This is a genomic window from Streptomyces sp. NPDC102441, from assembly GCF_044765585.1.
Classification (GTDB): Bacteria; Actinomycetota; Actinomycetes; order Streptomycetales; family Streptomycetaceae; genus Streptomyces.
The window spans coordinates 236,679-259,755 of the sequence record NZ_JBIWKH010000014.1 but is presented as its reverse complement, the minus strand read 5'-3'; the positions used below and the strand labels follow the sequence as shown (position 1 = coordinate 259,755).

The 23,077-nt window shown below is 68.3% G+C and carries 22 protein-coding genes; 18 read left to right on the top strand and 4 right to left on the bottom strand.

Annotation, left to right across the window (positions count from 1 at the left end):
• The first annotated feature begins 64 nt into the window (after positions 1-64).
• From ACIREO_RS29295 to mycP, 6 genes are all read left to right on the top strand, one after another.
• Positions 65-961, top strand: a complete 897-nt coding sequence (locus ACIREO_RS29295) for an FAD binding domain-containing protein (protein WP_404115559.1) — start codon at positions 65-67, stop codon at positions 959-961.
• The gene (locus tag ACIREO_RS29290; RefSeq protein ID WP_404115557.1) at positions 958-2,505 is read left to right on the top strand and encodes a 2Fe-2S iron-sulfur cluster-binding protein; all 1,548 of its coding nucleotides are present in this window, start codon (positions 958-960) and stop codon (positions 2,503-2,505) included. The genes ACIREO_RS29295 and ACIREO_RS29290 overlap by 4 nt, the downstream gene beginning before the upstream one ends.
• Positions 2,506-2,584: 79 nt before the next feature.
• Entirely contained in the window at positions 2,585-4,918 is a 2,334-nt protein-coding gene (locus tag ACIREO_RS29285; RefSeq protein ID WP_404115555.1) for a xanthine dehydrogenase family protein molybdopterin-binding subunit, read from the top strand.
• A gap of 111 nt (positions 4,919-5,029) precedes the next feature.
• Positions 5,030-5,536 carry a hypothetical protein gene (locus tag ACIREO_RS29280; protein WP_404115553.1) on the top strand — a complete coding sequence of 169 codons (507 nt, stop codon included), beginning with the start codon at positions 5,030-5,032 and terminating at the stop codon, positions 5,534-5,536.
• Positions 5,537-5,627: 91 nt separating this feature from the next.
• Positions 5,628-7,004 (top strand): translation initiation factor IF-2, encoded by a 1,377-nt coding sequence (locus tag ACIREO_RS29275; RefSeq protein WP_404115551.1) that lies wholly within the window; start codon positions 5,628-5,630, stop codon positions 7,002-7,004.
• Positions 7,004-8,395: a type VII secretion-associated serine protease mycosin gene (gene mycP, locus ACIREO_RS29270; RefSeq protein WP_404115549.1), complete on the top strand. Its 1,392-nt coding sequence runs from the start codon at positions 7,004-7,006 to the stop codon at positions 8,393-8,395. Before ACIREO_RS29275 ends, mycP begins: the two co-directional genes overlap by 1 nt.
• 47 nt (positions 8,396-8,442) lie before the next feature.
• On the opposite strand, the gene ACIREO_RS29265 is transcribed toward mycP, so the two are convergent.
• Positions 8,443-9,048, bottom strand: coding sequence for a TetR/AcrR family transcriptional regulator (locus ACIREO_RS29265; protein WP_404115547.1), 606 nt, complete (start codon positions 9,046-9,048; stop codon positions 8,443-8,445).
• 188 nt (positions 9,049-9,236) lie between these two features.
• Between ACIREO_RS29265 and ACIREO_RS29260 the strand changes: the two genes are divergently transcribed.
• Together ACIREO_RS29260 and ACIREO_RS29255 are read left to right on the top strand one after the other, a co-directional pair.
• Positions 9,237-10,454 carry a cytochrome P450 gene (locus ACIREO_RS29260; RefSeq protein WP_404115545.1) on the top strand — a complete coding sequence of 406 codons (1,218 nt, stop codon included), beginning with the start codon at positions 9,237-9,239 and terminating at the stop codon, positions 10,452-10,454.
• A 20-nt stretch (positions 10,455-10,474) separates the two neighbouring features.
• A complete protein-coding gene (locus tag ACIREO_RS29255) occupies positions 10,475-10,666 on the top strand; it encodes a ferredoxin (protein ID WP_404115543.1) in 192 nt (63 codons plus the stop codon).
• A gap of 190 nt (positions 10,667-10,856) precedes the next feature.
• Here the strand turns inward: ACIREO_RS29255 and ACIREO_RS29250 are convergent, their stop codons facing one another.
• Positions 10,857-11,264, bottom strand: coding sequence for a hypothetical protein (locus ACIREO_RS29250; protein WP_404115541.1), 408 nt, complete (start codon positions 11,262-11,264; stop codon positions 10,857-10,859).
• A 78-nt stretch (positions 11,265-11,342) separates the two neighbouring features.
• Here ACIREO_RS29250 and ACIREO_RS29245 point away from each other — a divergent pair, with 78 nt between their 5' ends.
• Both ACIREO_RS29245 and ACIREO_RS29240 read left to right on the top strand, forming a co-directional pair.
• Complete coding sequence (locus ACIREO_RS29245) at positions 11,343-12,164, top strand: Scr1 family TA system antitoxin-like transcriptional regulator (RefSeq protein ID WP_404115539.1); 822 nt, start codon at positions 11,343-11,345, stop codon at positions 12,162-12,164.
• The gene (locus ACIREO_RS29240) at positions 12,161-12,409 is read left to right on the top strand and encodes a DUF397 domain-containing protein (protein WP_404115537.1); all 249 of its coding nucleotides are present in this window, start codon (positions 12,161-12,163) and stop codon (positions 12,407-12,409) included. The genes ACIREO_RS29245 and ACIREO_RS29240 overlap by 4 nt, the downstream gene beginning before the upstream one ends.
• Positions 12,410-12,480: 71 nt before the next feature.
• Here the strand turns inward: ACIREO_RS29240 and ACIREO_RS29235 are convergent, their stop codons facing one another.
• On the bottom strand, positions 12,481-13,014 hold the full coding sequence (locus tag ACIREO_RS29235; protein WP_404115535.1) for a hypothetical protein: 534 nt from the start codon (positions 13,012-13,014) through the stop codon (positions 12,481-12,483).
• A 265-nt stretch (positions 13,015-13,279) separates the two neighbouring features.
• Between ACIREO_RS29235 and ACIREO_RS29230 the strand changes: the two genes are divergently transcribed.
• The 4 genes from ACIREO_RS29230 (at position 13,280) to ACIREO_RS29215 (ending at position 16,959) form a co-directional block, all read left to right on the top strand.
• Positions 13,280-13,714: a hypothetical protein gene (locus ACIREO_RS29230; RefSeq protein WP_404115533.1), complete on the top strand. Its 435-nt coding sequence runs from the start codon at positions 13,280-13,282 to the stop codon at positions 13,712-13,714.
• Positions 13,715-13,733: 19 nt separating this feature from the next.
• Entirely contained in the window at positions 13,734-16,031 is a 2,298-nt protein-coding gene (locus ACIREO_RS29225; RefSeq protein ID WP_404115531.1) for a DUF6571 family protein, read from the top strand.
• A 5-nt stretch (positions 16,032-16,036) separates the two neighbouring features.
• Positions 16,037-16,579: a hypothetical protein gene (locus ACIREO_RS29220; RefSeq protein ID WP_404115529.1), complete on the top strand. Its 543-nt coding sequence runs from the start codon at positions 16,037-16,039 to the stop codon at positions 16,577-16,579.
• A gap of 173 nt (positions 16,580-16,752) precedes the next feature.
• On the top strand, positions 16,753-16,959 hold the full coding sequence (locus tag ACIREO_RS29215; protein WP_404115527.1) for a hypothetical protein: 207 nt from the start codon (positions 16,753-16,755) through the stop codon (positions 16,957-16,959).
• A gap of 175 nt (positions 16,960-17,134) precedes the next feature.
• On the opposite strand, the gene ACIREO_RS29210 is transcribed toward ACIREO_RS29215, so the two are convergent.
• A complete protein-coding gene (locus tag ACIREO_RS29210) occupies positions 17,135-17,695 on the bottom strand; it encodes a hypothetical protein (RefSeq protein WP_404115525.1) in 561 nt (186 codons plus the stop codon).
• 419 nt (positions 17,696-18,114) lie between these two features.
• Here ACIREO_RS29210 and ACIREO_RS29205 point away from each other — a divergent pair, with 419 nt between their 5' ends.
• From ACIREO_RS29205 to ACIREO_RS29190, 4 genes are all read left to right on the top strand, one after another.
• A complete protein-coding gene (locus tag ACIREO_RS29205) occupies positions 18,115-18,546 on the top strand; it encodes a hypothetical protein (RefSeq protein ID WP_404115523.1) in 432 nt (143 codons plus the stop codon).
• A gap of 13 nt (positions 18,547-18,559) precedes the next feature.
• Complete coding sequence (locus ACIREO_RS29200; RefSeq protein ID WP_404115521.1) at positions 18,560-20,935, top strand: hypothetical protein; 2,376 nt, start codon at positions 18,560-18,562, stop codon at positions 20,933-20,935.
• Positions 20,936-21,062: 127 nt separating this feature from the next.
• Positions 21,063-21,713 (top strand): hypothetical protein, encoded by a 651-nt coding sequence (locus tag ACIREO_RS29195; protein ID WP_404115519.1) that lies wholly within the window; start codon positions 21,063-21,065, stop codon positions 21,711-21,713.
• Positions 21,714-22,091: 378 nt separating this feature from the next.
• The gene (locus tag ACIREO_RS29190; RefSeq protein WP_404115517.1) at positions 22,092-23,060 is read left to right on the top strand and encodes a MarR family transcriptional regulator; all 969 of its coding nucleotides are present in this window, start codon (positions 22,092-22,094) and stop codon (positions 23,058-23,060) included.
• The last annotated feature ends 17 nt before the right edge of the window (positions 23,061-23,077 follow it).

The following is a 23,077-nucleotide window of genomic DNA, read 5'->3' as shown; positions in this document are numbered from 1 at the left end:
CCGTGAGCACGTACCGTACGGCGGACAGGCGGGACTGCCGGGACACCGGGAAGGGGCAGCTGGGTTGACCACGCACGCACCGCAGGCGATGCGGTCGGTGACGCTCCCGGCCTCGCTCGACGAGGCCGTGGCGGCTCTCGGCGCCATGCCTGCCGCCGTCCCCGTCGCCGGGGGCACGGACCTCATGTCGGCCGTCAACAAGGGGCTCCTGCGTCCCTCGGGGCTGGTCGGTCTCGGCCGGATCAGTGAGCTGCGCGGCTGGCACTACCAGGACGGCCACGCCCTGCTCGGAGCCGGCCTCACCCACGCACGCATGGGCCGGCCCGACTTCGCCGCGCTCATCCCCGCGCTGGCCGCCTCCTCCCGCGCCGCGGGCCCGCCCCAGATCCGTAACGCCGGGACGCTCGGCGGGAACATCGCCACCGCGGCCCCGACCGGCGACTCCCTGCCGGTCCTGGCCGCCCTGGAGGCCGAGCTGGTCATCGCGGGCCCCGGGGGCTCCCGCCGTGAGATCCCCGTCTCGCACCTGCTGGCCGGCCGCGAGATGCTCGAGCCCGCCGAGTTGATCGGCTTCGTCCGGGTACCGCTGCTCCACGCCCCCCAGGTCTTCCTCAAGGCGACCGGCCGCACCGGGCCCGGCCGCGCCACCGCCTCCGTCGCGATCGTCCTGGACCCGGCGCGGCGCGGGGTGCGCTGCGCGGTCGGCGCGATCGCCCCGATGCCTCTGCGGCCCCTGGAGGCCGAACGCTGGATCGCCTCCCTGATCGACTGGGACGGCGAACGCGGCCTGGCCCCCGACGCTCTGGCCGCCTTCGGCGAGTACGTCGCGGCGGCCTGCATCCCGGACCAGGCTCCACCGGACGACGGGGGAGAGGCACCTCCGCTGTCGCCCGCCGTCCTGCACCTGCGGCGCACGGTCGCCGCGCTCGCCCGACGCGCACTGGGGAGGGCACTGTCGTGAGCAATGAAGAGAACCCCGAGCAGCAGCACGGGCAGCCCGACCCGTACGCCGGCTGGCAGCCGACCCCGCAGGGCGGTGAGTACGACGCCGAGGCGACCGCCTTCGTCCACATCCCGCCGGAGGACCTCGCCGGCCTCGGGAGCGACCCGCTGGCCGCCCCAGGACACAGCTACGTACCGCCGATGATCCTGCCGCTGACCCCGGCCGCGGGCCTCGACCCGGCGGCCACGGGCAGCTGGGTCGTGCAGACGCAGAGCCAGCAGGAGCGGGCGGCCGGCCCCTCCGAGGGTGCGGAGTCCGTACCGGGGCCGGTGCACTGGCCCGACCCGAACCAGCAGCAGGATCCGTACCGGCAGCCCTACCCGGACACGTCGCAGTACGCGCAGACGTCGTCCACGACGGCCCAGTGGAACTTCACCGAGGCCGTCCCCGCGGAGCCCGAACCCGAACCGGCTCCCGAGCCCGCCGGCCACACCGGCGAGTGGACGATCCCGGTGGCGAACGGCGACCTCCCGGAGGAGTCCGGCGAGTTCGCGGCGTCCGCGATGGCCTCCCAGTGGTACGCGGACGCGCCCCCGGCCACACTGCCGGGCGGTGCGCCCGCCCCGTGGGCGACGCAGGAGCACGCCGCCGAACCCGAGGCCGCCCCGGAGGAGGCCCCGCCCGGGGCCTCGGATCCCGTGGGAGCTCCGGAGACCGACGCGGCCACCGAGGAGGCCCCTGAGGGCCCCGAGGCCGCCGTGGAGGCCACAGGACGCGTGGCCGAAGCCGCTGGACGCGTGGCCGAAGCCGCTGGACACGTGGCCGAAGCCCCGGAGCCGGACGCGGAGATCCTGGAGCCGGCCACCGAGACCCCCGAGGCCGAGGCGCCGGAGGGGGGCCCGGGCCTCGAACCCGCTCCCGAACACGGCCTGGCGCCCCCGGAGGAGCCGGCCGGCCAGGCCCCCTCGGCCGGGCCCAGCGAGCACCCCTCCGCCTCGTACGTCCTCCATGTGAACGGCGCGGACCGCCCTGTCAGCGACGCCTGGATCGGTGAATCACTGCTCTACGTCCTCCGGGAGCGCCTCGGCCTCGCCGGCGCCAAGGACGGCTGCTCGCAGGGCGAGTGCGGTGCCTGCAACGTCCAGGTCGACGGCCGGCTCGTGGCCTCCTGCCTGGTACCCGCCGCCACCACGGCGGGCAGCGAGGTCCGTACCGTCGAGGGACTCGCGGTGGACGGCGAACCGTCCGACGTCCAGCGGGCCCTGGCCGAGTGCGGGGCCGTCCAGTGCGGCTTCTGCATCCCCGGGATGGCCATGACCGTCCACGACCTCCTGGAGGGCAACCACGCCCCCAGCGAGCTGGAGACCCGGCAGGCCCTGTGCGGCAACCTCTGCCGGTGTTCCGGCTACCGGGGTGTGCTCGACGCCGTACGCGACGTCGTCGCGGGCCGCGAGGCGACCGCGGATGCGGCGACCGCCCCGGACGACGCCGAACCACGCATCCCGCACCAGGCCGCCCCCGGCGCGGGCAGCGTCCAGGCACACGAGGGAGACGTCCGGTGAACACCGCGCCGTCTCCCGCACCACCGGTCATCCCCACCCCCACCAGCCGCCGTAGCGGAGCGAACGACAAGGAGGCGGCGTGACCAGCGACGCAGCCACCGCGACCACCACGCACACGACACCGCCGCCCGAGGGCCCCGACCCGGACCAGGAGCTGCCCGCGCTCGGACTGGGCACCTCGCTGCCGCCCGCCGACGCCCGTGCCAAGACCGAGGGCACCTTCCCGTACGCGGCCGACCTGTGGGCCGAGGGGCTGCTGTGGGCCGCGGTGCTGCGTTCCCCGCACCCGCACGCGCGCATCCTGTCGATCGACACGACGGCCGCCGCGGGCATGCCGGGGGTACGTACCGTCGTCACGCACGAGGACATCCCGGGGGACGGTTCGTACGGCCGCAGGGTCGTCGACCGTCCCGTGTTCGCCTCGGAGCTCGTACGCCACCACGGCGAGGCCATCGCCGCCGTCGCGGCCGACCACCCCGACACCGCCCGGCTGGCCGCCGCGGCGATCACCGTCGAGTACGAGGTCCTCGAACCCGTCACCGACCCCGAGAAGGCCTTCGCCGCCGAACCGCTGCACCCCGACGGCAACCTCATCCGCCACATCCCCCTGCGCTACGGCGACCCGGACACCGTGGGCGAGGTCATCGTCGAGGGGCTGTACCGCATCGGCCGGCAGGACCCCGCCCCGATCGGTGCGGAGGCCGGCCTCGCCGTGCCCCGCCCCGACGGCGGCGTCGAGCTCTACACGGCGTCCACCGACCCGCACACCGACCGCGATCTGGCCGCCGCCTGCTTCGGCCTGGACCCCGAGCGGGTCAAGGTCGTCGTGACCGGTGTCCCCGGAGCGACCGGCGACCGGGAGGACCCCGGCTTCCAGATCCCGCTGGGCCTGCTCGCCCTGCGCACCGGCTGCCCCGTGAAACTGGCCGCCACCCGCGAGGAGTCCTTCCTCGGACACGCCCACCGACACCCCACCCTGCTGCGCTACCGCCACCACGCGGACGCCGAGGGACGGCTGGTCAAGGTCGAGGCACAGATCCTCCTCGACGCGGGCGCGTACGCCGACTCCTCGTCCGAATCCCTGGCCGCCGCCGTGGCCTTCGCCTGCGGTCCGTACGTCGTACCGCACGCCTTCATCGAGGGCTGGGCGGTCCGTACGAACAACCCGCCCTCCGGGCATGTGCGGGGCGAGGGCGCGATGCAGGTCTGCGCCGCGTACGAGGGCCAGATGGACAAGCTGGCGGCGAAGCTGGGCATGGACCCGGTCGAGCTCCGTCTGCGCAATGCCCTCTCCACGGGCGACATCCTGCCCACGAGCCAGACCGTGACCTGCCCCGCGCCTGTCGCGGAACTCCTTGGCGCGCTCTGTGACTTCCCGCTCCCCGCGCTCCCCAAGGACACTCCCGAGGACGACTGGCTGCTCCCCGGGGGCCCGGAGGGCGCCGGCGAACCCGGGGCCGTACGCAGAGGTGTCGGCTACGCCCTCGGCATGGTCCACATGCTCGGCGCCGAGGGCACCGACGAGGTCTCCACGGCCACGGTCCGGGTCCACGACGGCGTCGCCACCGTCATCTGCGCGGCCGTCGAGACCGGCCAGGGCTTCACCACGCTCGCCCGCCAGATCGTCCAGGAGACTCTGGGCGTCGAAGAGGTCCATGTGGCGGCGGTGGACACCGACCAGCCCCCCGCGGGTCCGGCGACGCACGGCCGCCACACCTGGGTCTCGGGCGGCGCGATCGAACGCGCCGCCAAGATGGTCCGCACCCAGCTGCTCCAGCCCCTGGCCCACAAGTTCGGGATGTCCACGGAGCTCCTCCAGATCGCCGACGGCAAGATCACCTCGTACGACGGTGTGCTGTCCACGACGGTCATGGAGGCGATGGACGGCAAGGAACTCTGGGCCACCGCCCAGTGCCGCCCCCATCCCACGGAGCCCCTCGACGAGTCCGGCCAGGGCGACGCGTTCGTGGGCCTGGCGTTCTGCGCGGTCCGCGCGGTCGTCGACGTCGACATCGAACTCGGCTCGGTCCGGGTGGTGGAGATGGCCGTCGCCCAGGACGTCGGCCGGATCCTCAACCCGTCCCAGCTGGCGACCCGCATCGAGGCGGGCGTCACCCAGGGCATCGGCGCGGCCCTCACGGAGAACCTCCGCACCGCCCGCGGCCTGATCCGCCACCCGGACCTCACCGGCTACGCGCTTCCGACGGCCCTGGACGCGCCGGACATCCGCATCGTCAAACTGATCGAGGAACGCGACGTGGTGGCCCCCTTCGGCGCCAAGCCGGCCTCGGCGGCCCCGGTGGTGACCTCCCCGGCGGCGGTCGCCTCGGCGGTCCGCGCCGCGACGGGCCGCCCGGTCAACCGCCTCCCGATCCGCCCGCAGGCGGCGGTGGCGACACCGCCCAAGGCGTAACGCTTCGGATGTAGTTGAGCACCGCATGTGCAACCTGGGGCGCGGTGTGTCACAGGCGCTGGCTAGAGTGACCCTGAAGCTTGTAGTCGGCTGTATCCGGGGGAGGGTGCTGTGCTGCCGAGTGAGGGTTCCGGAGCGGGACTGGTCGGCGTGCCGTTCATGGGTGTCACAACGGCGGCTGCCGCCGTTGGACTGGCCACCGAACTCACGTCTTTCAAGAAGTTCCGTAGTCGAATCGACGAGATACTGGTCGCGCTCAAGGAGTCACCGGCGGACGCCACCCAGCTCGGACAGGACACGGTGAAGCGCGCCCAGTTCGGTGGGGGCGACAATAACTGGGCCGAAGCGGCAAGTCTGTTCGTGTCGTACCAGACGGTGATCACCGAGCTCGAAACGCTTTCGAAGACCCTTTCGGACTGCATAGAGGGCATGAGCATCGCGGTCCTGGCGTCGCACAACGGCTACGAGAACCTGGATGCCGACACCCGGCGCCGCATGCTCGCGATCTCGGACGAGGCGAAGAAGCACTACGGCGGCGAGTACGACCCGACGGGGCAGCAGAACGGGCAGGCGACCCCGGACGTGCCCGAGCCGGTGCCGACCACCGGGGCGATCTGATGATGACGACGTGCATGAGAACGGCACGGCGGATGGACGGGGGCTAGGGATGGACCACGGGGAAGCAGGGCAGGGCACACCTTTCGACAGCATGAGCCACGAGACCATGCTGGCCTGGCTGGACATGGCCAACAGTGGGGCGATCCAGGGTGCGTCGGACCGACTGATCAGTGCTGCCAGCGAGATCCGCAAGATCGCGGAGGAGCTGAAGGTCCGTCCGCAGGCTGTCGAGTGGAAGGGCGACGGCGCCACGGCCTTTCGCACCTGGAGTGACGACCTTGCCAACGCGACGCTGCGCCTCGGCGACTACAGCGAGGGAGCGTCGAAGTGGCTGGCCCAGGCCTCCGACTCGCTCGCCACGGCGCAGGTCGCCATCCCGCGTACGCACGCGGGGGCGCAGGCGAACCTGGATGCGGCGCGGGCGGCGCGGAACGACCCGGATGCGTCCGCGGTGGCGCAGAAGTCGGCAGAGACTCTGATCGCCGCGAAGGAGGCGAACCGCCAGGAGGCTGCGGCGGAGATGCGGAAGCTGGCGCAGTCGTACGCGTTGTCGGCTTCGCAGCTGGACGGCTTGGAGAGGCCTGCGTTTCCGCCGCCGCCGGGGGCGATCGTGCCGGAGCGAGCAGTTGGCTACGGTGGCTCCGAGACCTACGGTCCAGCTGGCGGCAGGGGAGCCGGAGAGGGCGGAGGCGCGATTCGCGAGGTGCCCACGCACTCCGAGTCCTCGCAGGCAACGGGCTCAGGAAGCCAAGGCGCTCCTGACTCATCAGTGGTCCGCGTGCTGCCCAACCTGGAAACCCCGGTCAGCATGGAGGTCAACAGCACAGCGACTCTGCCACAGTCATCGCCCACGCCCTCGGTGTCACAGCAGGGACCGCCGGTGACGGGTAGGCCGGACAGCGGTCTGGCTTCTGGACTCCCCGTACCCCCCGCGTTCGGCGGCGGTTCACGGTCGGCTCTAGGTCCCTTCGGCAACGCGAAGAGCGCAGGGCTGCCCAGTTCGGGCTCGGCAAGCCGCATGCCTCGTGATGCCGGCATCACCGGTGGTCGGCCGGTAGCCCAGCCCGCCAGCCGAGGGCTTTCTCGCGGAACTGTTGTCGGCGGTGAGGGGGCGCAGGGGCGGAGCCCCATGGGGAATGGCGGGATGGGTGCCGGCGGCGCCGCTCGGAGCGGGGCCATGGGCGGGCGCCCACCGGCTGGAGGAAACAGCGGAGTCGTCGGTGGCCGGCCTCGGCAAGCAGGGCGTTCAGGTGAACGTCCCTTCACGCCTGGTGGCACCGGCCTTGTTCGGGGCAACGAAAACGGGCGTGCTGCTGGACAGGCGGCAGGCGGGTTGCGGGCACCGTCAAGCCGTCGGCCCGGAGATCCCCGCCGTGATGAGGGCGGTGAGCGTCCGGACTACTTGATCGAAGATGAAGAGACGTGGAAGCAGGGTGGCCGTCGAGCAGTGCCGCCCGTCATCGACTGATGGAACGACTCCGGATAAGGACGCGAATGCTTGCCAGCGGTGTGCACGGGGGCTGGACAAGGGCCTCTGTTCTGGTGGTGCTTGGAACACTTCTGGTAGCTGCCACGGCAGGGACTGCTCATGCGGAGTCGGTCCGTTCGGATCAGTGGCACCTGACGTCGATGAAGGCCGAGGAGATGTGGCGGAGCAGCACAGGGAACGGCGTCACCGTTGCGGTGATCGACACAGGGGTCGATACGTCAATCCCTGATCTGCAAGGGCAGGTGCTCGACGGGAAGAACTTCGCTCCGGGGGAGTCCGGCGATGAGCACTCTGACTACGACGGTCACGGTACGGGGATGGCTGGCCTGATCGCAGGAACGGGCGACAGCCGGGGCGGAGACGGTGCGTTCGGCTTGGCGCCCGGTGTGAAGATTCTTCCTGTCCGGGTCCCCGACAAGGCTGCCAACCTTGCGGAAGACATTGAACAGTTCAACGCGAAGGTGCCTGGGGCCATCCGGTATGCCGCCGACAAGGGCGCCAAGGTCATCAACATCTCGCTGGGTACGAGTGAGGGTTCACAGCAGTTGACCGACTCCGTCAAGTACGCGCTTGGGAAAGGCTCATTGGTCTTCGCTGCAGTGGGTAACGATGCCAAGAGCACTAATAGTGTCAAATACCCGGGAGCGACTCCCGGGGCTGTAGGTGTGGCGGCCATTGGCAAGAATCTGCAGAGGACAGAGGAATCCCAGTTCGGCCCCCAGGTAGACCTCTCCGCGCCGGGCGAGGAGATGATTCACGCCTGCAAGAGCGAGACAGACCTCTGCACCTCGCACGGGACCAGCGACGCCACAGCCCTCGCTTCCGCCTCCGCCGCACTCATCTGGTCCAAGCACCCGGACTGGACCAACAACCAGGTGCTGCGGGTGCTGCTCAACACGGCGGGTGGACCCACGACCGGCGAGGAGCGTGTGGACGACATCGGTTACGGCATCGTCCGCCCCCGGATCGCCCTGAAGACGCCCGGCGACCCGGGCCCCGCCGACGAGTACCCGCTCCCGGATCTCGCGGCGGCCGAGTCTCCGGAGCCCTCCGCCGAGCCGTCCAAGGCCACGGGCGGTTCCGAAGAGAGCGACAAGCCGGCCGCCGCAGCCTCGGCTACCGACGACAACGGCAACACCGCCCTTTGGATCGGCCTGGGCATCGGCGCGGTAGCCCTCATCGGAGTCGCGGCGGCCGTCCTGGTCGTTCGCTCCCGCCGCCGGAGCGCAGCCACGGTTGTCCCGCAGCCGTACCAGCCCCCGTACCCACACCAGCAGCAATCCCAGCCTCCGTACCCGCAGTACGGCCCCCCGCCCGGTGGCCCTGGAGCCAACGCGCCGTACGGAGGCCCTCCGGGCCCGACCGTCTGAAGCCCGCAGGGGTACCAGGCTGTATCACGCAGGGTGATGACCCGTTGCTAGGTGTCTCCGCTAGTGCCGTTCCTTGCCTGGCCCGAGCCGGTGTTCTGTAGGGGACCCGGCGGCGCGAGGAGCAGCGGGAGATAGACGTCGTCGACGATCTCGGTGATGACACCCTCCGGGATCGGCGCCCCGTGGAGGAAGTAGTAGTTGCGGAGCAGGTCGACCGCCACGGTGGCGCGCCGTGAGGCGGGGATCCACGGCTCGATCTCGCCACGTGCGACTGCGCGCAGCAGAACAGCCTGGATCGGCCCCGGGCCTGCGGTGTGCACTCGTTCGCGGACCAGGCGGGCGAGCTCGGGGTCGTGCATGGCTTCGGCCAGCAGACCGCGGAGGATATCGCCATGCGATGTGGCCAGGTTGGCGCAGAGCTGACGTAGTGCGGCGATCACGTCGGTACGCAGAGCGCCGGTGTCGGGCATGTCGACGTCGGAGAGGCGATGGACGGTGCACGCTTCGACGACGAGTTCGGCACGGCTGGGCCATCGGCGGTACAGGGCGGCTTTGCCCGTGCGGGCCCGCACGGCCACGCGCTCCATCGTCAGTCCCGCGTAGCCGACCTCGGCGAGTTCATCGAGGGCTGCCGCCAGGATGGCGTTCTTCAATTCCTCGCCTCGGCGGCGAGGGTTTCTTCGATGGTCGCCGTCCATCCGGTCCGGCGCGTCCCCGTTGGTTGGAGGCATGACTCCCAGCCATTTGTTGAGCACCCATTGCGAGCGCTGAATGGGTCAGCCTAACCTCGCGTTAGAGAACTGACCGTTCTTTAAGCGTCGAGAGTGTCGAGGGACTGCTGATGACCGAGATCGTTGCGACGCCCCCCTCAGGTGCGCCCGCTTTCCCCAGTGACCGCACCTGCCCCTACCGTCTCCCCGATCAGTACAACGACCTCCGGGCACGCGAAGGGTCGCTGCAGCGTGTGACCCTCTACGACGGTCGTCAGGCATGGCTGGTGACCGGGTATGACACGGCCCGGAAGCTGCTGGCCGATCCCCGGCTCTCCTCCGACCGGAGGAGCGTCGACTTCCCGGCGACCTCGGGGCGAGTGGAGAGTTTCCGTGACCGCCGACCCGCCTTCATCGGCTTGGATCCGCCGGAGCACGGGCCGAAGCGGCGCATGACCATCAGTGAGTTCACCGTCCGGCGCATCAAGGGGATGCGGGCGGACGTCGAGCAGATCGTGCACGGCTTTCTGGACCGGATGATCGCCTCCGGTTCGCCCGCCGACCTCGTCAGCCAGTTCGCGCTGCCCGTGCCGTCCATGGTGATCTGCCAGATGCTCGGCGTGCCCTACGCCGACCACGACTTCTTCCAGGACGCGTCCCAGCGGCTGATCCAGTCGCCGGATGCGGCGGGGGCGCGTGCCGCTCGGGACGACCTGGAGGAGTACCTCGGCGGCCTGGTGGACACTCTGCGAGGCAAGCCCGGGCCGGGCCTGCTGAGCACCCTCGTCACGGAGCAGTTGGAGAAGGGCACGATCGACCGGGAGGAGCTGGTGTCGACCGCGATCCTCCTGCTGGTTGCGGGCCACGAGACCACCGCGTCGATGACGTCGCTGAGCGTCATCACCCTGCTCGAACACCCCGACCAGTACGCTGCATTGCGCGCTGACCCGTCACTGGTGCCGGGCGCGGTGGAGGAACTGCTGCGTCTTCTGGCGATCGCCGACATCGCCGGGGGGCGTATCGCGACGGCCGACATCGAGATCGACGGGCAGCTCATCCGGGCCGGGGAGGGCGTCATGGTCACCAACTCCATAGCCAACCGCGACAGCTCGGTCTTCGCCGACCCGGATGTCTTCGACGTGCGACGCGAGGCGCGCCACCACCTGGCGTTCGGCTACGGCGTACATCAGTGCCTCGGCCAGAACCTGGCCCGCCTCGAACTGGAGGTCATTCTCACGGCGCTGATCGAACGGCTGCCCAACCTGCGACTGGCGGTGTCTGTCGACCAGTTGGACCTGCGTCCGGGGACGACGATCCAGGGCGTGAACGAACTGCCGGTCACCTGGTGACCGCGGCGGAGGGAGTAGTCATGCGTGTGACAGCCGACCGGGATGTCTGCGTGGGAGCCGGTCTGTGCGCGTTGACGGCGCCGGACGTGTTCGACCAGGACGACGAGGGCCTGGTGACGGTGCTGGCCGCCGAACCCGGTGCCGGGGAGCGCACGTTGGCACGCGAAGCCGGCGCGCTCTGTCCTTCGGGTGCGGTGCGAGTCGTCGAGTAGGCCCCCGCGGCCCCGGGTGACGCTCGTCGCCACACCGGCCGACCCTCGGTTTTTCGCGATCGGTCGTCAGCTTCGGCTGGCGGCCGATTCGTCTGCACGCCCTCAGTCCTGACGGCTGTACTGGGCGACGCGTACGAGCCATGGCCTTGGACGCGCTCCCCGCCCGGCCCGGCAGTTGACCGGGCCCGTCTTACTCGACCTCCGGTGCCAGCTGGGCCATCACCAGCCCGTAGAGCAGCTCCGCGTCCACGAACTCGCCCTCCTCCGGCGCCCCGCAACGCCAGCTCAGCGGATAGGTGTTGCCGTCCGGTGCGGGGATACCGACGTACTGGTCGCGGGCTGCCGGCCCGAAGCACCTGGCGCCCGGCGGCCAGTCGTACTCTTTGCTCGAACCGGGCGGGATCAGGAAGTAGGTCCACCGGCTGCCCGCGACTTCCCGCACGACCGGGCCCGGTTCGCCGTCGGTCAGTGTCCCGAGGTGGTGCAGCACTGCCTCGCCCCGTACGCCCCGCAGTCGGATGGCATCGAAGTGGACGCCGGTCAGGTGGAGTCGATGCCCGGAGACAGGTACCCATTCGGGGCGTTTGTTGCTCGTCATGACCCTAAGCATTCCGACCGCTGCGTAGCGTGACCAGTAGGAAGAGGTGCACAACGGCGGGATGTGGAGAAGGTAGAGGTGGCTGTGGGCGCAAGTGGCGAGCCGTCGCGGGTGCGGAGGCTGGTGGGGGATCTGATCTGCATCCATCGGGTGCGGGCAGGGCTCACGCAGAAGGCCGCTGCGGAGCAGCTGTTGATCTCGGAGTCGCTGATAGGGGCGGTCGAGCGGGCGGAGCGCATCCCTGGGCTGGAGCTGCTGGCCGACGCGGACCGGGTCTTCGGCGCGGGCGGTGCGCTCAAGGCGTGCACCGAGCTGATCGACGAGGAGAAGTACCCGGCGAAGTTCCTGGACTGGGCACGGCTGGAACGGCAGGCGCGGGTGATCAGCGCGTACGAGACGATGCTGCTGCCGGGGCTGCTCCAGACGGAGGTGTATGCGTACGCGTTGTACCGGGCGCGCAAACCCGCGTACACCGAGGACGAGATCGTTCAGCATGTCGAGGCGCGCCTGGAACGGCAGGCGGTGCTGATGCGTACGCCGCCGCCGTATGTCGGGTACGTCATCGAGGAGTCGGTCCTGGACCGGACGCTCGGCGGCGCGGAGGTGCTGAAGGAGCAACTGCTGCATCTGCTCGACTGCATGCGGCGGATGAACCACCTGACGGTGCAGGTGATGCCCTCCGACCAACACACGCACGCGGGGTTGAACGGGCCGATGCAGTTGATGTGTACAGGGGAAGGGCGCAATCTGGTCTTCGCGGAGAGTCAGGGCGGCGGTAGGTTGATCTCCAGGCCGGAGCAGGTGGCCGATATGTTCGACCTCTTCGGCATCCTGCGCGCCCAGGCGCTCAACCCCTGGAAGTCGGCTGAGATCATCGAAACGAAGGTGAGGCGACTATGACCATCGGGCCGGAGCTCTCCTGGTTCAAGTCCAGTTACAGCGGCAATGAGGGCGGCGCCTGTATCGAAGTCGCCTACGGCTGGCACAAGTCCAGCTACAGCAACAACGAGGGTGAGGCCTGCGTCGAGGTCGCCACTTGCCCCCACACCGTCCATGTCCGCGACTCCAAGGTCACCGACGGCCCCACCTTCACCGTCGCCCCCGCCGCCTGGTCCGCTTTCCTGGCGGGTACGGTCACGGGCTGATCCACACCTGCGGGCCGTCGCAGTACCGGACCGCCTGGATATTCAGCAGGCGCCATCGTCGACGGTGGCGGTCATCTCGTACTCGGGAATGGAGTTGCTGTTGCCGCCGGTCGCTCCCGGGACGAAGACTCCGCCCTCCGACGACTTCTCCTCCGCGACGTGCATGCAGACGGTGGGGCGCCCGATCCGGACGCCGATATCTCGTAGTCGTGCCCTTCACCGGCCCGTTCCACGTAGATGCCGTACGAGGGCCCCTGGTCCTCGCCGGCCCTTATGACGCGCGCCTCGATCAGCGAGGCGTAGCCGTCCGTGGCGTCACCGCGAATCTGCGTGTCGGCGGCCATGAACTCGGCCGCGTGCTCGGCGGCCTCCCTGACCTCGCTCGCACTCCAGGCCCTCTTGTCGACGCCCTCCTGGACCGAGCACCCCCCGAAGACGAACACCCCAGCGACCCCGAACGCGGCGACCCGCCCCAGCGCGAGAGCCGTGTCCGACGGCTGCCGCGGTGCGTGCGGCCGGGCCCGCCAGTACAGCCGGTAGGGGCCGGCCAGCGCCATGACCAGAAATGCGGCGGCGATGACGAACAAGAAGACGACGGCGGCCATACGCACTCCCCGTGAACCCGTTGAATCCATGCCCGGACAAGGCGCCAGATCTTACGCCCTGCCATACGTCCGCTGCTAACTGCTCGCTAGGTCTCCGGTCTTGATGACTTTGGTACGTAATGCTCGGATCGGTCCATCTCTTTCCGCCAGCGTAGGAATCCAATTTCCGCCAACTGAGGAGCTTGGGGGCAGGACAACTACCGGGAGTGAGACAGTGGTGACGATCGTCGGCCACGCAGGGCGACGGGACGGGGATGGGGAATTCATGACGTTCAACGAGGAATGGGCCGGGCTTTGCGACGCGGCGGCAGCGCGACGGAGTGCCATGCAGATCAACAGCGTTCCGGCCGAGGGCGGCGGGAGCGGGGGCAGGGCCGGCGACCTGGTGGTCAACCAGGACGACCTGGGAGCTGTCGGGAATGATGCCTACGGGGTGCGCGTCCGGCTGTCGAAGGACGGTGACCACGCCCGTCCTTCCACTTTCGACGCGGCCATCGCACTTACCAACGGCAACTTCACCAGCGGTTCCGCACTGCTCAAGGTGCACGACCGCTGGAACACGCACATGAGGACGCTGCTGGATTCTTGTGCACATATTTCGAACCACCTGGATTACACCAAGTCCGTTCATTCCAAGGACGATGTGCAGATCGGTGGCGACCTGGTGCCGATCTCCAAGCTCAGGGAATACCTGAAGTAGTGGCCGGGGGAGCGCAGAAATGAAGTCCGAACTCAAGTACGCGGACGTAGTCGACGCCCCTGTGGGCAAGTTGAAGACTGCTGCCGACGACTGGTCGGAGATGGTCACCAAGCTGGAGACACTGGCTGACGACGCTCGCAACGGTATGAAGGCGAAGTCGGACAAGGCTGACTGGGACGGCGTGAACGCGGGTGTCACCAAGCCCTTCATAGCCAAGACAGCCAAGGAATTCGAGGACGCGGCGGCCGAGGCCAAGGGCATCAAGCTGCTGCTGGCGGACGCGCACACCTCGTTCAGGATTGCCAAGGACGAGCTCGTCAGGATCAGGGACGAGGAGGCAGGGAAGGCCGGGATCCTGATCAGCGCCGCCGGCAAGGTGTCGCCCCGGTACGACCTGGAGGGCGACGTTGGCGCACGTAACGACCCGGACTATCCGGAGGCTCTTCAGAGGCAGAAGGCCGCCGTGATCACCTGGCAGAAGCGGATCGACCGGCTTGTCGAGGACTGCTCCGATGCCGACGATTCCCTGAGGCGGGCCCTTCTGGCCAACGTGCAGGGTGGCAACGACTTCAGCGCACCGAAGTTCAGCAGTCTCGACGCGGAGCAGGTGGACCGCGCCGCCGATCTGATGAGGACGGTCACGGGCGAAGGTGGCACCGCCCGCAATTTGAAGGCGCTCAAGGCACTTGAAGACATCATCGACGACAACCGAGATGATCCCGAGTTCGCCACCGGCTTCTACCGCAGGCTCGGTGCGGAGGGAACGCTCGAGGCCTATACGAAGATGTCGCTGGACGCGACCTCGCTCGGCCCCCTCGGCCAGGACCGGGCCTCCATGGTCCGCAACATGCAGAACGACATGGGCGCGATGCTCGGCCTGGCCACCCAGACCTCGACGCCGAACCATCTGGATGCCACCTGGACCACACAGCTCCTGAAGGCCGGCCGAAAGGAGATGGACGTATCGCGCGTCACGGGCATCGGCACGAAGGTCTACGGCTATCAGGCGCTTGGAGCGCTCCTCCGGGAAGGTACGTACGACAAGGACTTCCTCACCACGGTGGGCCGCGACATGGTGGCGCTGGACAAGAAGAACCCGGAGATCTGGTCCCAGAACCTGCCGTCCGACCTGAAGATGGCCATCAGCCTCGACGAGACCGGCGGTAAGGGCTTCAACCCGATGACCGGCCTCATGGAAGCGATGAGCAACAACCCGGCGGCGGCCACGGAGTTCTTCAATGAGGGAATCCGCGAGGACACCAACAAGGACGGCATCGTCACGCTGTCGGACGCCGAGATCAAGGGCAAGGACGCGCAGGGCGTGGTCGACTACATGCTTGACAAGAAGCCGACGGCGGACTGGTACGACGCGGCAGGCAACGGGGAGTACACCCCTGGCCAGACGGCTATGGGCAACGCCCTGGAGGCGGCGGTCACGGGCCGCGTACCGGGTGACGACGATGCACCGCCGGTCTCCCACAGCAAGGCCATGGCCGAGGTGATGGAGCAGGTCGTGGAAAAGATCGGCACAGAGCCCGAGCTCGTGGCCGCCAAGCCTGGCGACCCCCCGGGCCCGCTCAATGGGCTCTCCCAGCAGTTCGGCAACATGGCGGCGGAGTACATGCCGGATTTGCAGGCCACGGCAGAAAACGGGGCCGGCCAGATCAAGCCGTTCGGAGAGCTCGCGGAGTTTGAAAAGTCACAGATGGCCGGGTTCCTCGGCTCTGTGGCACAGGACCCGCAGGCCTATGGAGCGATCACGAACGCACAGCAGGCTTACACGACGGCACTGGTGAGCGACGCATTCAGTCACCCCGAGGCCCACCATGACATGGGTGAGGCAGTGCGCAATGCCGTCCATCCGGGAGGGGAGATCGCGGGCATGATGACCGAGGCAAGAGCCCAGGCGGTTCACGAGGCAAAATCTCATGAAGCAGAGGAATGCGATAAGGGAACGGCAGACAATGCAAAATGGACGAATCGCGTCCTTTCGGCGGCAGGTGCCAAGTACCTGGAGATGGTCCCACTAGCCGGCGACGTAGTGGGTTGGGTTCAGGAGGATGTCACCGAAGCCGCACTGGAGAGTGCAAAGGAGGACACGTCAGGTGAGGCGCGCCGCGAAACCGGAACCGGCTACACGGACTCGGAAACTGCAGCCAAGAACGCAGCCGTGGCAGCGGTCGATGCAGGCGGCAGGGCGGCAGGGCTGACGCCCGAACAGGTCAATGACTACAAAGGTTCCGCCTCCACACAGACCGCAACGGCTCACTCCGTCGGACGTGACCTGGTGGCCAGCTCTATGCCCCGGGGGAAGTAGCCGTGTTGCAATTCAGGAAGGCCGTCGCAGTAGCAGCTCCCGTAATACTGGCCTCGCTCCTGGCCGGATGCTCCGGGGAGGCCGAGGCCGTTCCGGAACTCCCCGAGCGGCTCTGCTGGGACGTCTTCGCTGCCGACTCCGTAGCCCCGCTGCTACCGACAGGCAAGGAGGCCGCGCTGCACACGCGCGCGTTCGTGCTGGCAAAGAACCTGGACATGCCGACCTGCAATGTCGATATCGACGGCCGTCCGTCATTCCAGGCGATGGCCATCCGCCGGAGCTACGAGAAGTGGATCGACTGGAAGTCCATCGTCGGGCCAGCCCCCGGCTCGGTCGACGTGGGAAAGAAGGGGCTCGTATGGGAGAACGGGGCAGCCTCATACATCGTCTGTCAGCCCTCGAAGGATCCCTCTACTCCTGGCTCGTACATCGAGCTGCGCCTGACCACCTTCCGCTCGGAGAATGACGAGCAGGAGGTTCGCCGGGTCCTACCGAGTCTTCTGAAGCAATTCGCCGACTTCACGCAGCGTGAGCTGAAATGCACGTGACCGCACCAGGAGCGCGCGGATGAGGCGATGGACGACGGCGGCCGGTCTGGCAATGGCCCGGTGGTTTGGGTGACGAGGCCGACATCTCGTTTTCCATGTATGGCAGCGAGCTGTACACGATGGGTACGCAATCCTCGGTGGGGCGAGGTGGCGCATCGCTCTATTTCGAGTGCGTGAGTCCCCAGTTGGAAGGTTCGGACAGGACGCCGCTGCGGATCCAGGGCGGTTTCGGGCGTGGGAAGAGCGGCGCGCCCGACACGCGTGAGTACCGCAACATGAACATGGCCATCCTCCACACCATGGCGCTCAAGCTGGTGAAGGAACTCGACTGCGAGAACAACGGCGGTCTGCCGAAGACCTCTGTGCTTACTCCGAAGTAAAGACGTTGTGTCTGGCGCGGTATCTCCGGTGGTTCCGCAGCCTTGCGGGCCGAACCACCGGCGGCAGAGAGAGAAACAGAGGCCGCCCCCGCGCCATGGGGGCGGCTGAGGGCCACATCGTGTCGGTTACGGCACTCGGCGTCGGCGAAGGTTCGGCCCTCTCCGCGCGGCAAGGTCACTCACAGGCCGCCGACTGGTCGACCGCCTTGGTGTAGTCGGTGATCAGACTCTTCATGGCCGTTTGGTCGTCGATGCCGGAGTCGAGGACCTGGATTACCGCGTAGAGGTCCTGCTCCGGATGCTCCGACGACTTGCAGGAAGAAGCGGTCTTGCCCACACCGGCCTTCCCGGCGTAGACGAACCGGTAGTCGTGCGACGTCGCCCCGCCGTCCGTGCCGTCGTACGCCTCCGCGACAGTCACCCCGGTCTCCCCCGCCCCCCACCATGTCTGGGTGAGGCGCAGGGCGGCCTTGCCGTCCACGGACACGTCGCAGCGGGTCGTTCCTCCGTTCGGCTCCGAGGACGCCGGGGAGACGGAATCCCCGCCCGGCAGCAGGGCCTTCACCTGTGCGGGGTCGACGTCGACCCCGCACAGCGACGTGGGCACGGTGTACGCCTTCTTGGGCGGGTCGTCGCCAGAGCACGCCGACAGGCTGGAGGCGAGGGCGACGACGGCCGACAGGGAGAGGGCCGCGCCGATGAATCGGTGACGCCGGAGAATTCCACGGGCAGACAACGCGAGGGGCCTTTCTAGGTTCGGACGGGGGACGACGCGACGGGCGCCACCCTCGGACATTGCAGAGCGCGTAACACGATCTTGCTGAAACGTCCTGGTCGGCCGTGACCGGCGTGAGTATCGCAACGTGAACATGACCATCCTGCATGCGGTGGCGCTCGAGCAGGTGAAGAACTCGACCAGTAGGACAACGGCGGTCGCTTCAAGACCCCCGTGCTCTGGCAGAAGTAGTCGCGCACGCGCCGGCGGGCGGCGGCCGGCACCGGGCCCCGTGCGGCCCTGACTGGCGCGCAGGGGCGGGCCGATATCCGGCTCGGGATCACACGGATGCCGCGCGGCGGAAGACGATACGGTGAGGAGGTCGGTGACCGCATGTGTCGGGCGAAGCGGTCTGCATACGTGGGACGTGGGGGAAATTCGTGTCGTTCGAGGAAGAATGGGCGGAACTGCGCGCGTCGGCGGCCCAGCGGACCGCCATGCAGATCAACCACGTTCCTGCCGAGGGCGGTGGCGGCGGGGGCAGCAGCGGCGATCTGGTGGTCAATCGGGACGACCTCGGCGCTATCGGAAATGACGCCTATGACCTGCGGGTGAAGGTGTCGCGGGAGGGCGATCACGCCCGGGCTGCGACCTTCGACGCGGCGATCGCGCTCACCAACGGCAATTTCGCGAGCGGTTCGGCGGTGCTCAAGGTGCATGATCGCTGGAACACACACCTGAAGACGCTGCTGGATTCTCTTGCGCACATTTCGAATCACCTGGATTACACCAAGGCCCAGCACGCGAAGGACGACGTGAAGATCCAGGGAGATCTGGCGCCGATCTCCGCGCTTTCGAAATACATTAAGTAGGGGGCGGGGGAACATGGGCACGCTCAAGTACGAGGACATAGTCGACGCCCCCATGGGGAAGCTGAAGACCGCGGTCGACGACTGGTCGAAGATGGCGGGCGATCTGGACAGGCTCGCCACCGAGGCCTCCGACGGGATGAAGGCCAAGGCGGAGAAGGCCGACTGGGACGGCCTCAACGCCGGTGTCACGAAGGCGTTCATCGGCAAGACGGTCAAGGAGGTCGCAGACGCGGCGGCCGAGGCCAAGGGCGTGAAGCAGATCCTCGAAGAGGGTCACACCGCCATCAAGAAGGCCAAGGACGACCTGATCAGCATCCGGGACCACGACGGCCCCGCGGCGGGAATCAAGGTCGACGCCGCGGGCAAGGTCAGTGCCAAGCATCCGCTGTCCGAGGACAACACGGCGCGGCACGACCCCGATTACAGCAAGTATCTTCAGCAGGAGAAGGAGAATATTGCCTCCTGGCAGAAGAAGATCGACCTGATCGTCGACAACTGCAACGACACCGACGTCTCCTTCAAGAACTCCCTCGAAGCCAACGTCACGGACCGCAAGGACTTCAACGCCCCGAAGTACACGAAGATGGACCAGGAGGAGGCCGCCCGGGCCGCCGCACTGGCTGCCAAGGGCCGCGACATCACACACACCGAACTCCAGGCGCTCAACGAACTGCTGGCGGACAACAGCAAGTCGGTGGAGTTCTCGAAGAACTTTTACGAGAAGCTCGGCCCGGAGAAGTCGCTGGCGTTCTTCGGGCAGCTTTCCACGGACACGTACGAGTACGGAAAGGTCGACAAGGAGCGGCTCAAGGACGTCCAGGCACTCCAGAAGAACCTGGGGCTCAACCTGGCCACCGCCTCCCACGACAAGGCGTTCTCCGACGAGTGGGGCCCCGAGCTCCGCAAGATGGGCACGGAGCGCGTCCCGCTGGCCAAGTACGACTCCAACGGGCCGTACGGTTACCAGCTGCTCGGCGGCATCATGCGGTACGGGAACTACGACAAGGCGTTCCTCAACCCGATCGCCGAACACGTGGCGCAGCTGCACCAGAAGGACCCGTACATGTTCGCCGACAACAAGGTGGTGAACAGTCCGTTCAAGAACCCGTTCAACCCGTCCGGTGTGAACGGGGCCGGCTACGACCCGGCGACCGCCATGCTGGAAGCGCTCGGCAACAGCCCGGACGCGTCGAAGCACTTCTTCAACGACCCGCCGACCGCGTACAACGAGGACGGCACGGTCAACAAGGGCGCCACGGCCGATCTGGGCAAGAACGGCGACACGCCGATCGACAACTACCTCGACTTCTTCGGCAACGAGAAGTGGGAGTCCTTCCCCGACGTCAACTCGCTGGACGAGGACGAGCTCAAGAACTCCCTCAACCAGATGCCCGACGCGTTGGGCCACGCACTGGAGTCGGCCACTCTCGGCTACCCGGCCGGTCACCCGGACGCGAGCGTGGTGCGGGACGACGATAACGCAGCGGTCATGCGCGACGTGATGGAGAAGTACTCAGACGCCAAGCTGCTGAAGACCCAGGAATCGCTGTCCGACAGCCTGGGTGCGATGGGCGCCGGTTACATTGATGACATCAACTGGGCGATGGACAAGAACAAGGACGACAGCGTCTTCGCGCCCGCTGGGAGCCGGGAGGGCCATCTCGACTTCTCCGACACCCTCGATTCCAACGGGCGTGACATCACCAGGCAGTTCCTGGGCGCCTTGGGACACCACCCCGATGCCTACGCGTCGTTGAGCGCCGCCGAGCAGATCTACACGACCAGTGCGCTGGAGGCGCAGGTCGGCAAGGACGGCGAGATCGACACGGGCGATGTCCGACGAACGGTGAAGATTGGATCCGAGGTCCAGGGAATGCTGGACCAGTCGCGTGCGGACCAGGTCGTGGCCGAGGGCGTCAAAGCGCATGAGGACTTCGAGAAGGCCGCGGAGCGACGGTCCGGTTGGGCTGAGTTCGGTGGCACCGCCGCGCTGGGTGCGGGAGTGGCGACGGCCGCCTTCTTCCTGCCCGCAGCCCCGGTCATCGGCGCGGGTGCGCTGCTGGTGCCGATGTTCACCGACGTAGCGACCGGAGCCGCCGAGACGCTCATTGGGGACGTGGTCGGCGGTATGGGGGAGGAGGCGGTCGACAAGAACAAGGAGAAGGTCGACGATCTGACCTCCGAACAGCAGGCGGCCGTCTACAAGGCGGGAGAGACCTATACGGAGACTCCGGTCGACACGTTCGTCGCCCAGCACAGGGACGAGATCGAAAAGCTCGACGCCAGGACGGGCGGAGACCTGGCCGAGGATCTGGACGATTCCAGGATGCTCGGCTACGGCGATGGGAATCTGCGTGCGCGCGTCCAGGGCGTGAGCCCGGAGTCCTGAGTGCTGAGCGAGGGACATGGGCGGGGTGCTCTGTGCCGGATGTGCACCCGGAGCCGGCCGGTCGCCGACCGGGGCAGCGGACGATGGCGAGAAGAGGCGTAGGCATGAGTGAAGTGGGTGTGCACGGGTGAGACGATGGCTGACGGCCGCCGCTCTGGTGATGGTCATGAGCGCCGGGAGCGTGGCGTGCGCCGCGGAGGAGGAGCAACAGGACGACCCGTTCGTCGGGGCCGAGCAGGTGTGCGGGGATGTGTTCTCCGGTTCTCTGGCGGGGATGGTCGAAAAGGTGACCGGGGACAAGCTTTTCTTCGTGAAGAGCCCCAAGGGCATGGAGAAGGCTGTCTCCGCGCTCAAGGAAGCGTATGGATCAGGGCGTTCCTGGGGTGGGGTGAACACGCTCTGTGAGCTCAGTCCGAAAGGCGCCAAACAGACCGACAGAGGGGGGGTGAAGTTCTCCATGTATGCCCCCCAGGACGTGGAGGATGAAGGGCTCCCGGCCGGCCAGGAGCTCTACACCATGGGCGTCCAGTCCTCCGTTGGACGCAGCAACGCCGCACTCTACTTCGAGTGCGTCACCCCTCAACTGAAGGGTTCGGACGAGACGCCCCTGCGCGTCCATGGCAGCTTCGGGCGTGGCGAGAGCGATGCTCCGGACAATCGTGAGTACCGCAACCTGAACATGACCATCCTGCATGCCGTTTCGCTCAAGCTGGTGAAGGAACTCGGTTGCGAGAGCAACGCGGGGCTGCCCGAGACCCCCGATCTCACGCCGAAGTAGATGCTCAGCGGGGTCGGATGGTGACCCCGGCGCTCGGGCCCCGAGACTCGGGGCCCGAGCGCCGGGTGCGGTCCTGTCACTCGTTCGAGGGTTGGGGGATGCCTGCGGGGTCGACGCTTGAGCTTCGGGCTTCGAGGGCTGAGACGCGAGGGCCGGGGTTCGAGACGTGTTGTTCATCCGGGGGGTAGGTAAGGGTTTTTTGGGGAAACCTCCCCTCCCTCCAACCCCATCACGGCCAGCAAGTATGACTAGTCGTGATCGAGTTGCGGCGGAGAGTCGCGGCTGCTTACGGTGCCCACAACGAGACGACCCCGACGCGGTGTTTGGCGCACCGGCCGGGGTCTGACCCAAGATCGCACACCCAAGAAGGACGATCTCGTGGCTATCCAGCAGCCTAGCTCCGCCCCGCCCGCTCCCGCAGCCTCGCGCCCGTACCGCAGGGCCCACAGCGGCTACGGCAAGCAGACGATTCCGGCCCAAGGCCCCTCCGTTGCAGGCGCCTTCGCCCTCCTCCCCGAGCGTGAACGCTACGTCGCCGCGTATGTCGACCACCTGCCCGACGGTGCGGCCATGGACATCAAGTCGCTGGCCAAGGACCTGCCGCTGTACGGCCAGATGGCCATCGGCACCGCCCTGCGCGCCCTCGCCGTGGCCGGACACCTGCGCCGTGTGCGTTGCCGGGTCGAAGGGGCCGGGCAGTGCCGGTGGGTGACGCTCACCTACTGGTCCCGCACCGCCCATGACAACGAGTGGTGGACCGCCAAGCTCGCAGGCGATCCGGCCGCCGCCCCGGAGCGGGCACCCGTGCCCTCCGCCGAGCCGGCGGCCGTACCCCAGCAGCGCACAGCGGGGCGACCCGCAGTGAACGCACCCACAGCTGCCGCGGCCCCGCCCCCCGCCTACCTCGCCCTCGTCGAACTCGGCCGCAGCGAGCCCCGCCTGGCGCTTTCCGCCGCAGACTGCGCCACGCCGGAGCCGCTCGCCGCCGCATGGTTCGCGCGAGGCGTCAGCGCCGACCACCTGGCCTCGGCGCTCACGGCCGGGCTCCCCGAGCGCGTCGGCTCACCCGTCGGCCTGGTACGCCGCCGCCTCACCGACAAGATGCCGCCCCACCTGCCCGCACCGACCCAGGGCCCGCCCGCCGCTCGTCCTGCGCGCGGTCTCCTGGTCGAGTGCACCGACTGCGGCCGCCCCGGCCCGGCCGAAGCGCTCCCGGACGGCCTCTGCCGCCCTTGCGGGATCACGCACCAGTCGGCGGAATCGTCAGGGGCCGCAGCCCCGGCCGAGGTCGAACGCGACGTCCCGGCCCTCGTCGCCGGCCTCCGCAATCTGATGCGCACCCCCTGAGCAGTCAGGTACGTGCA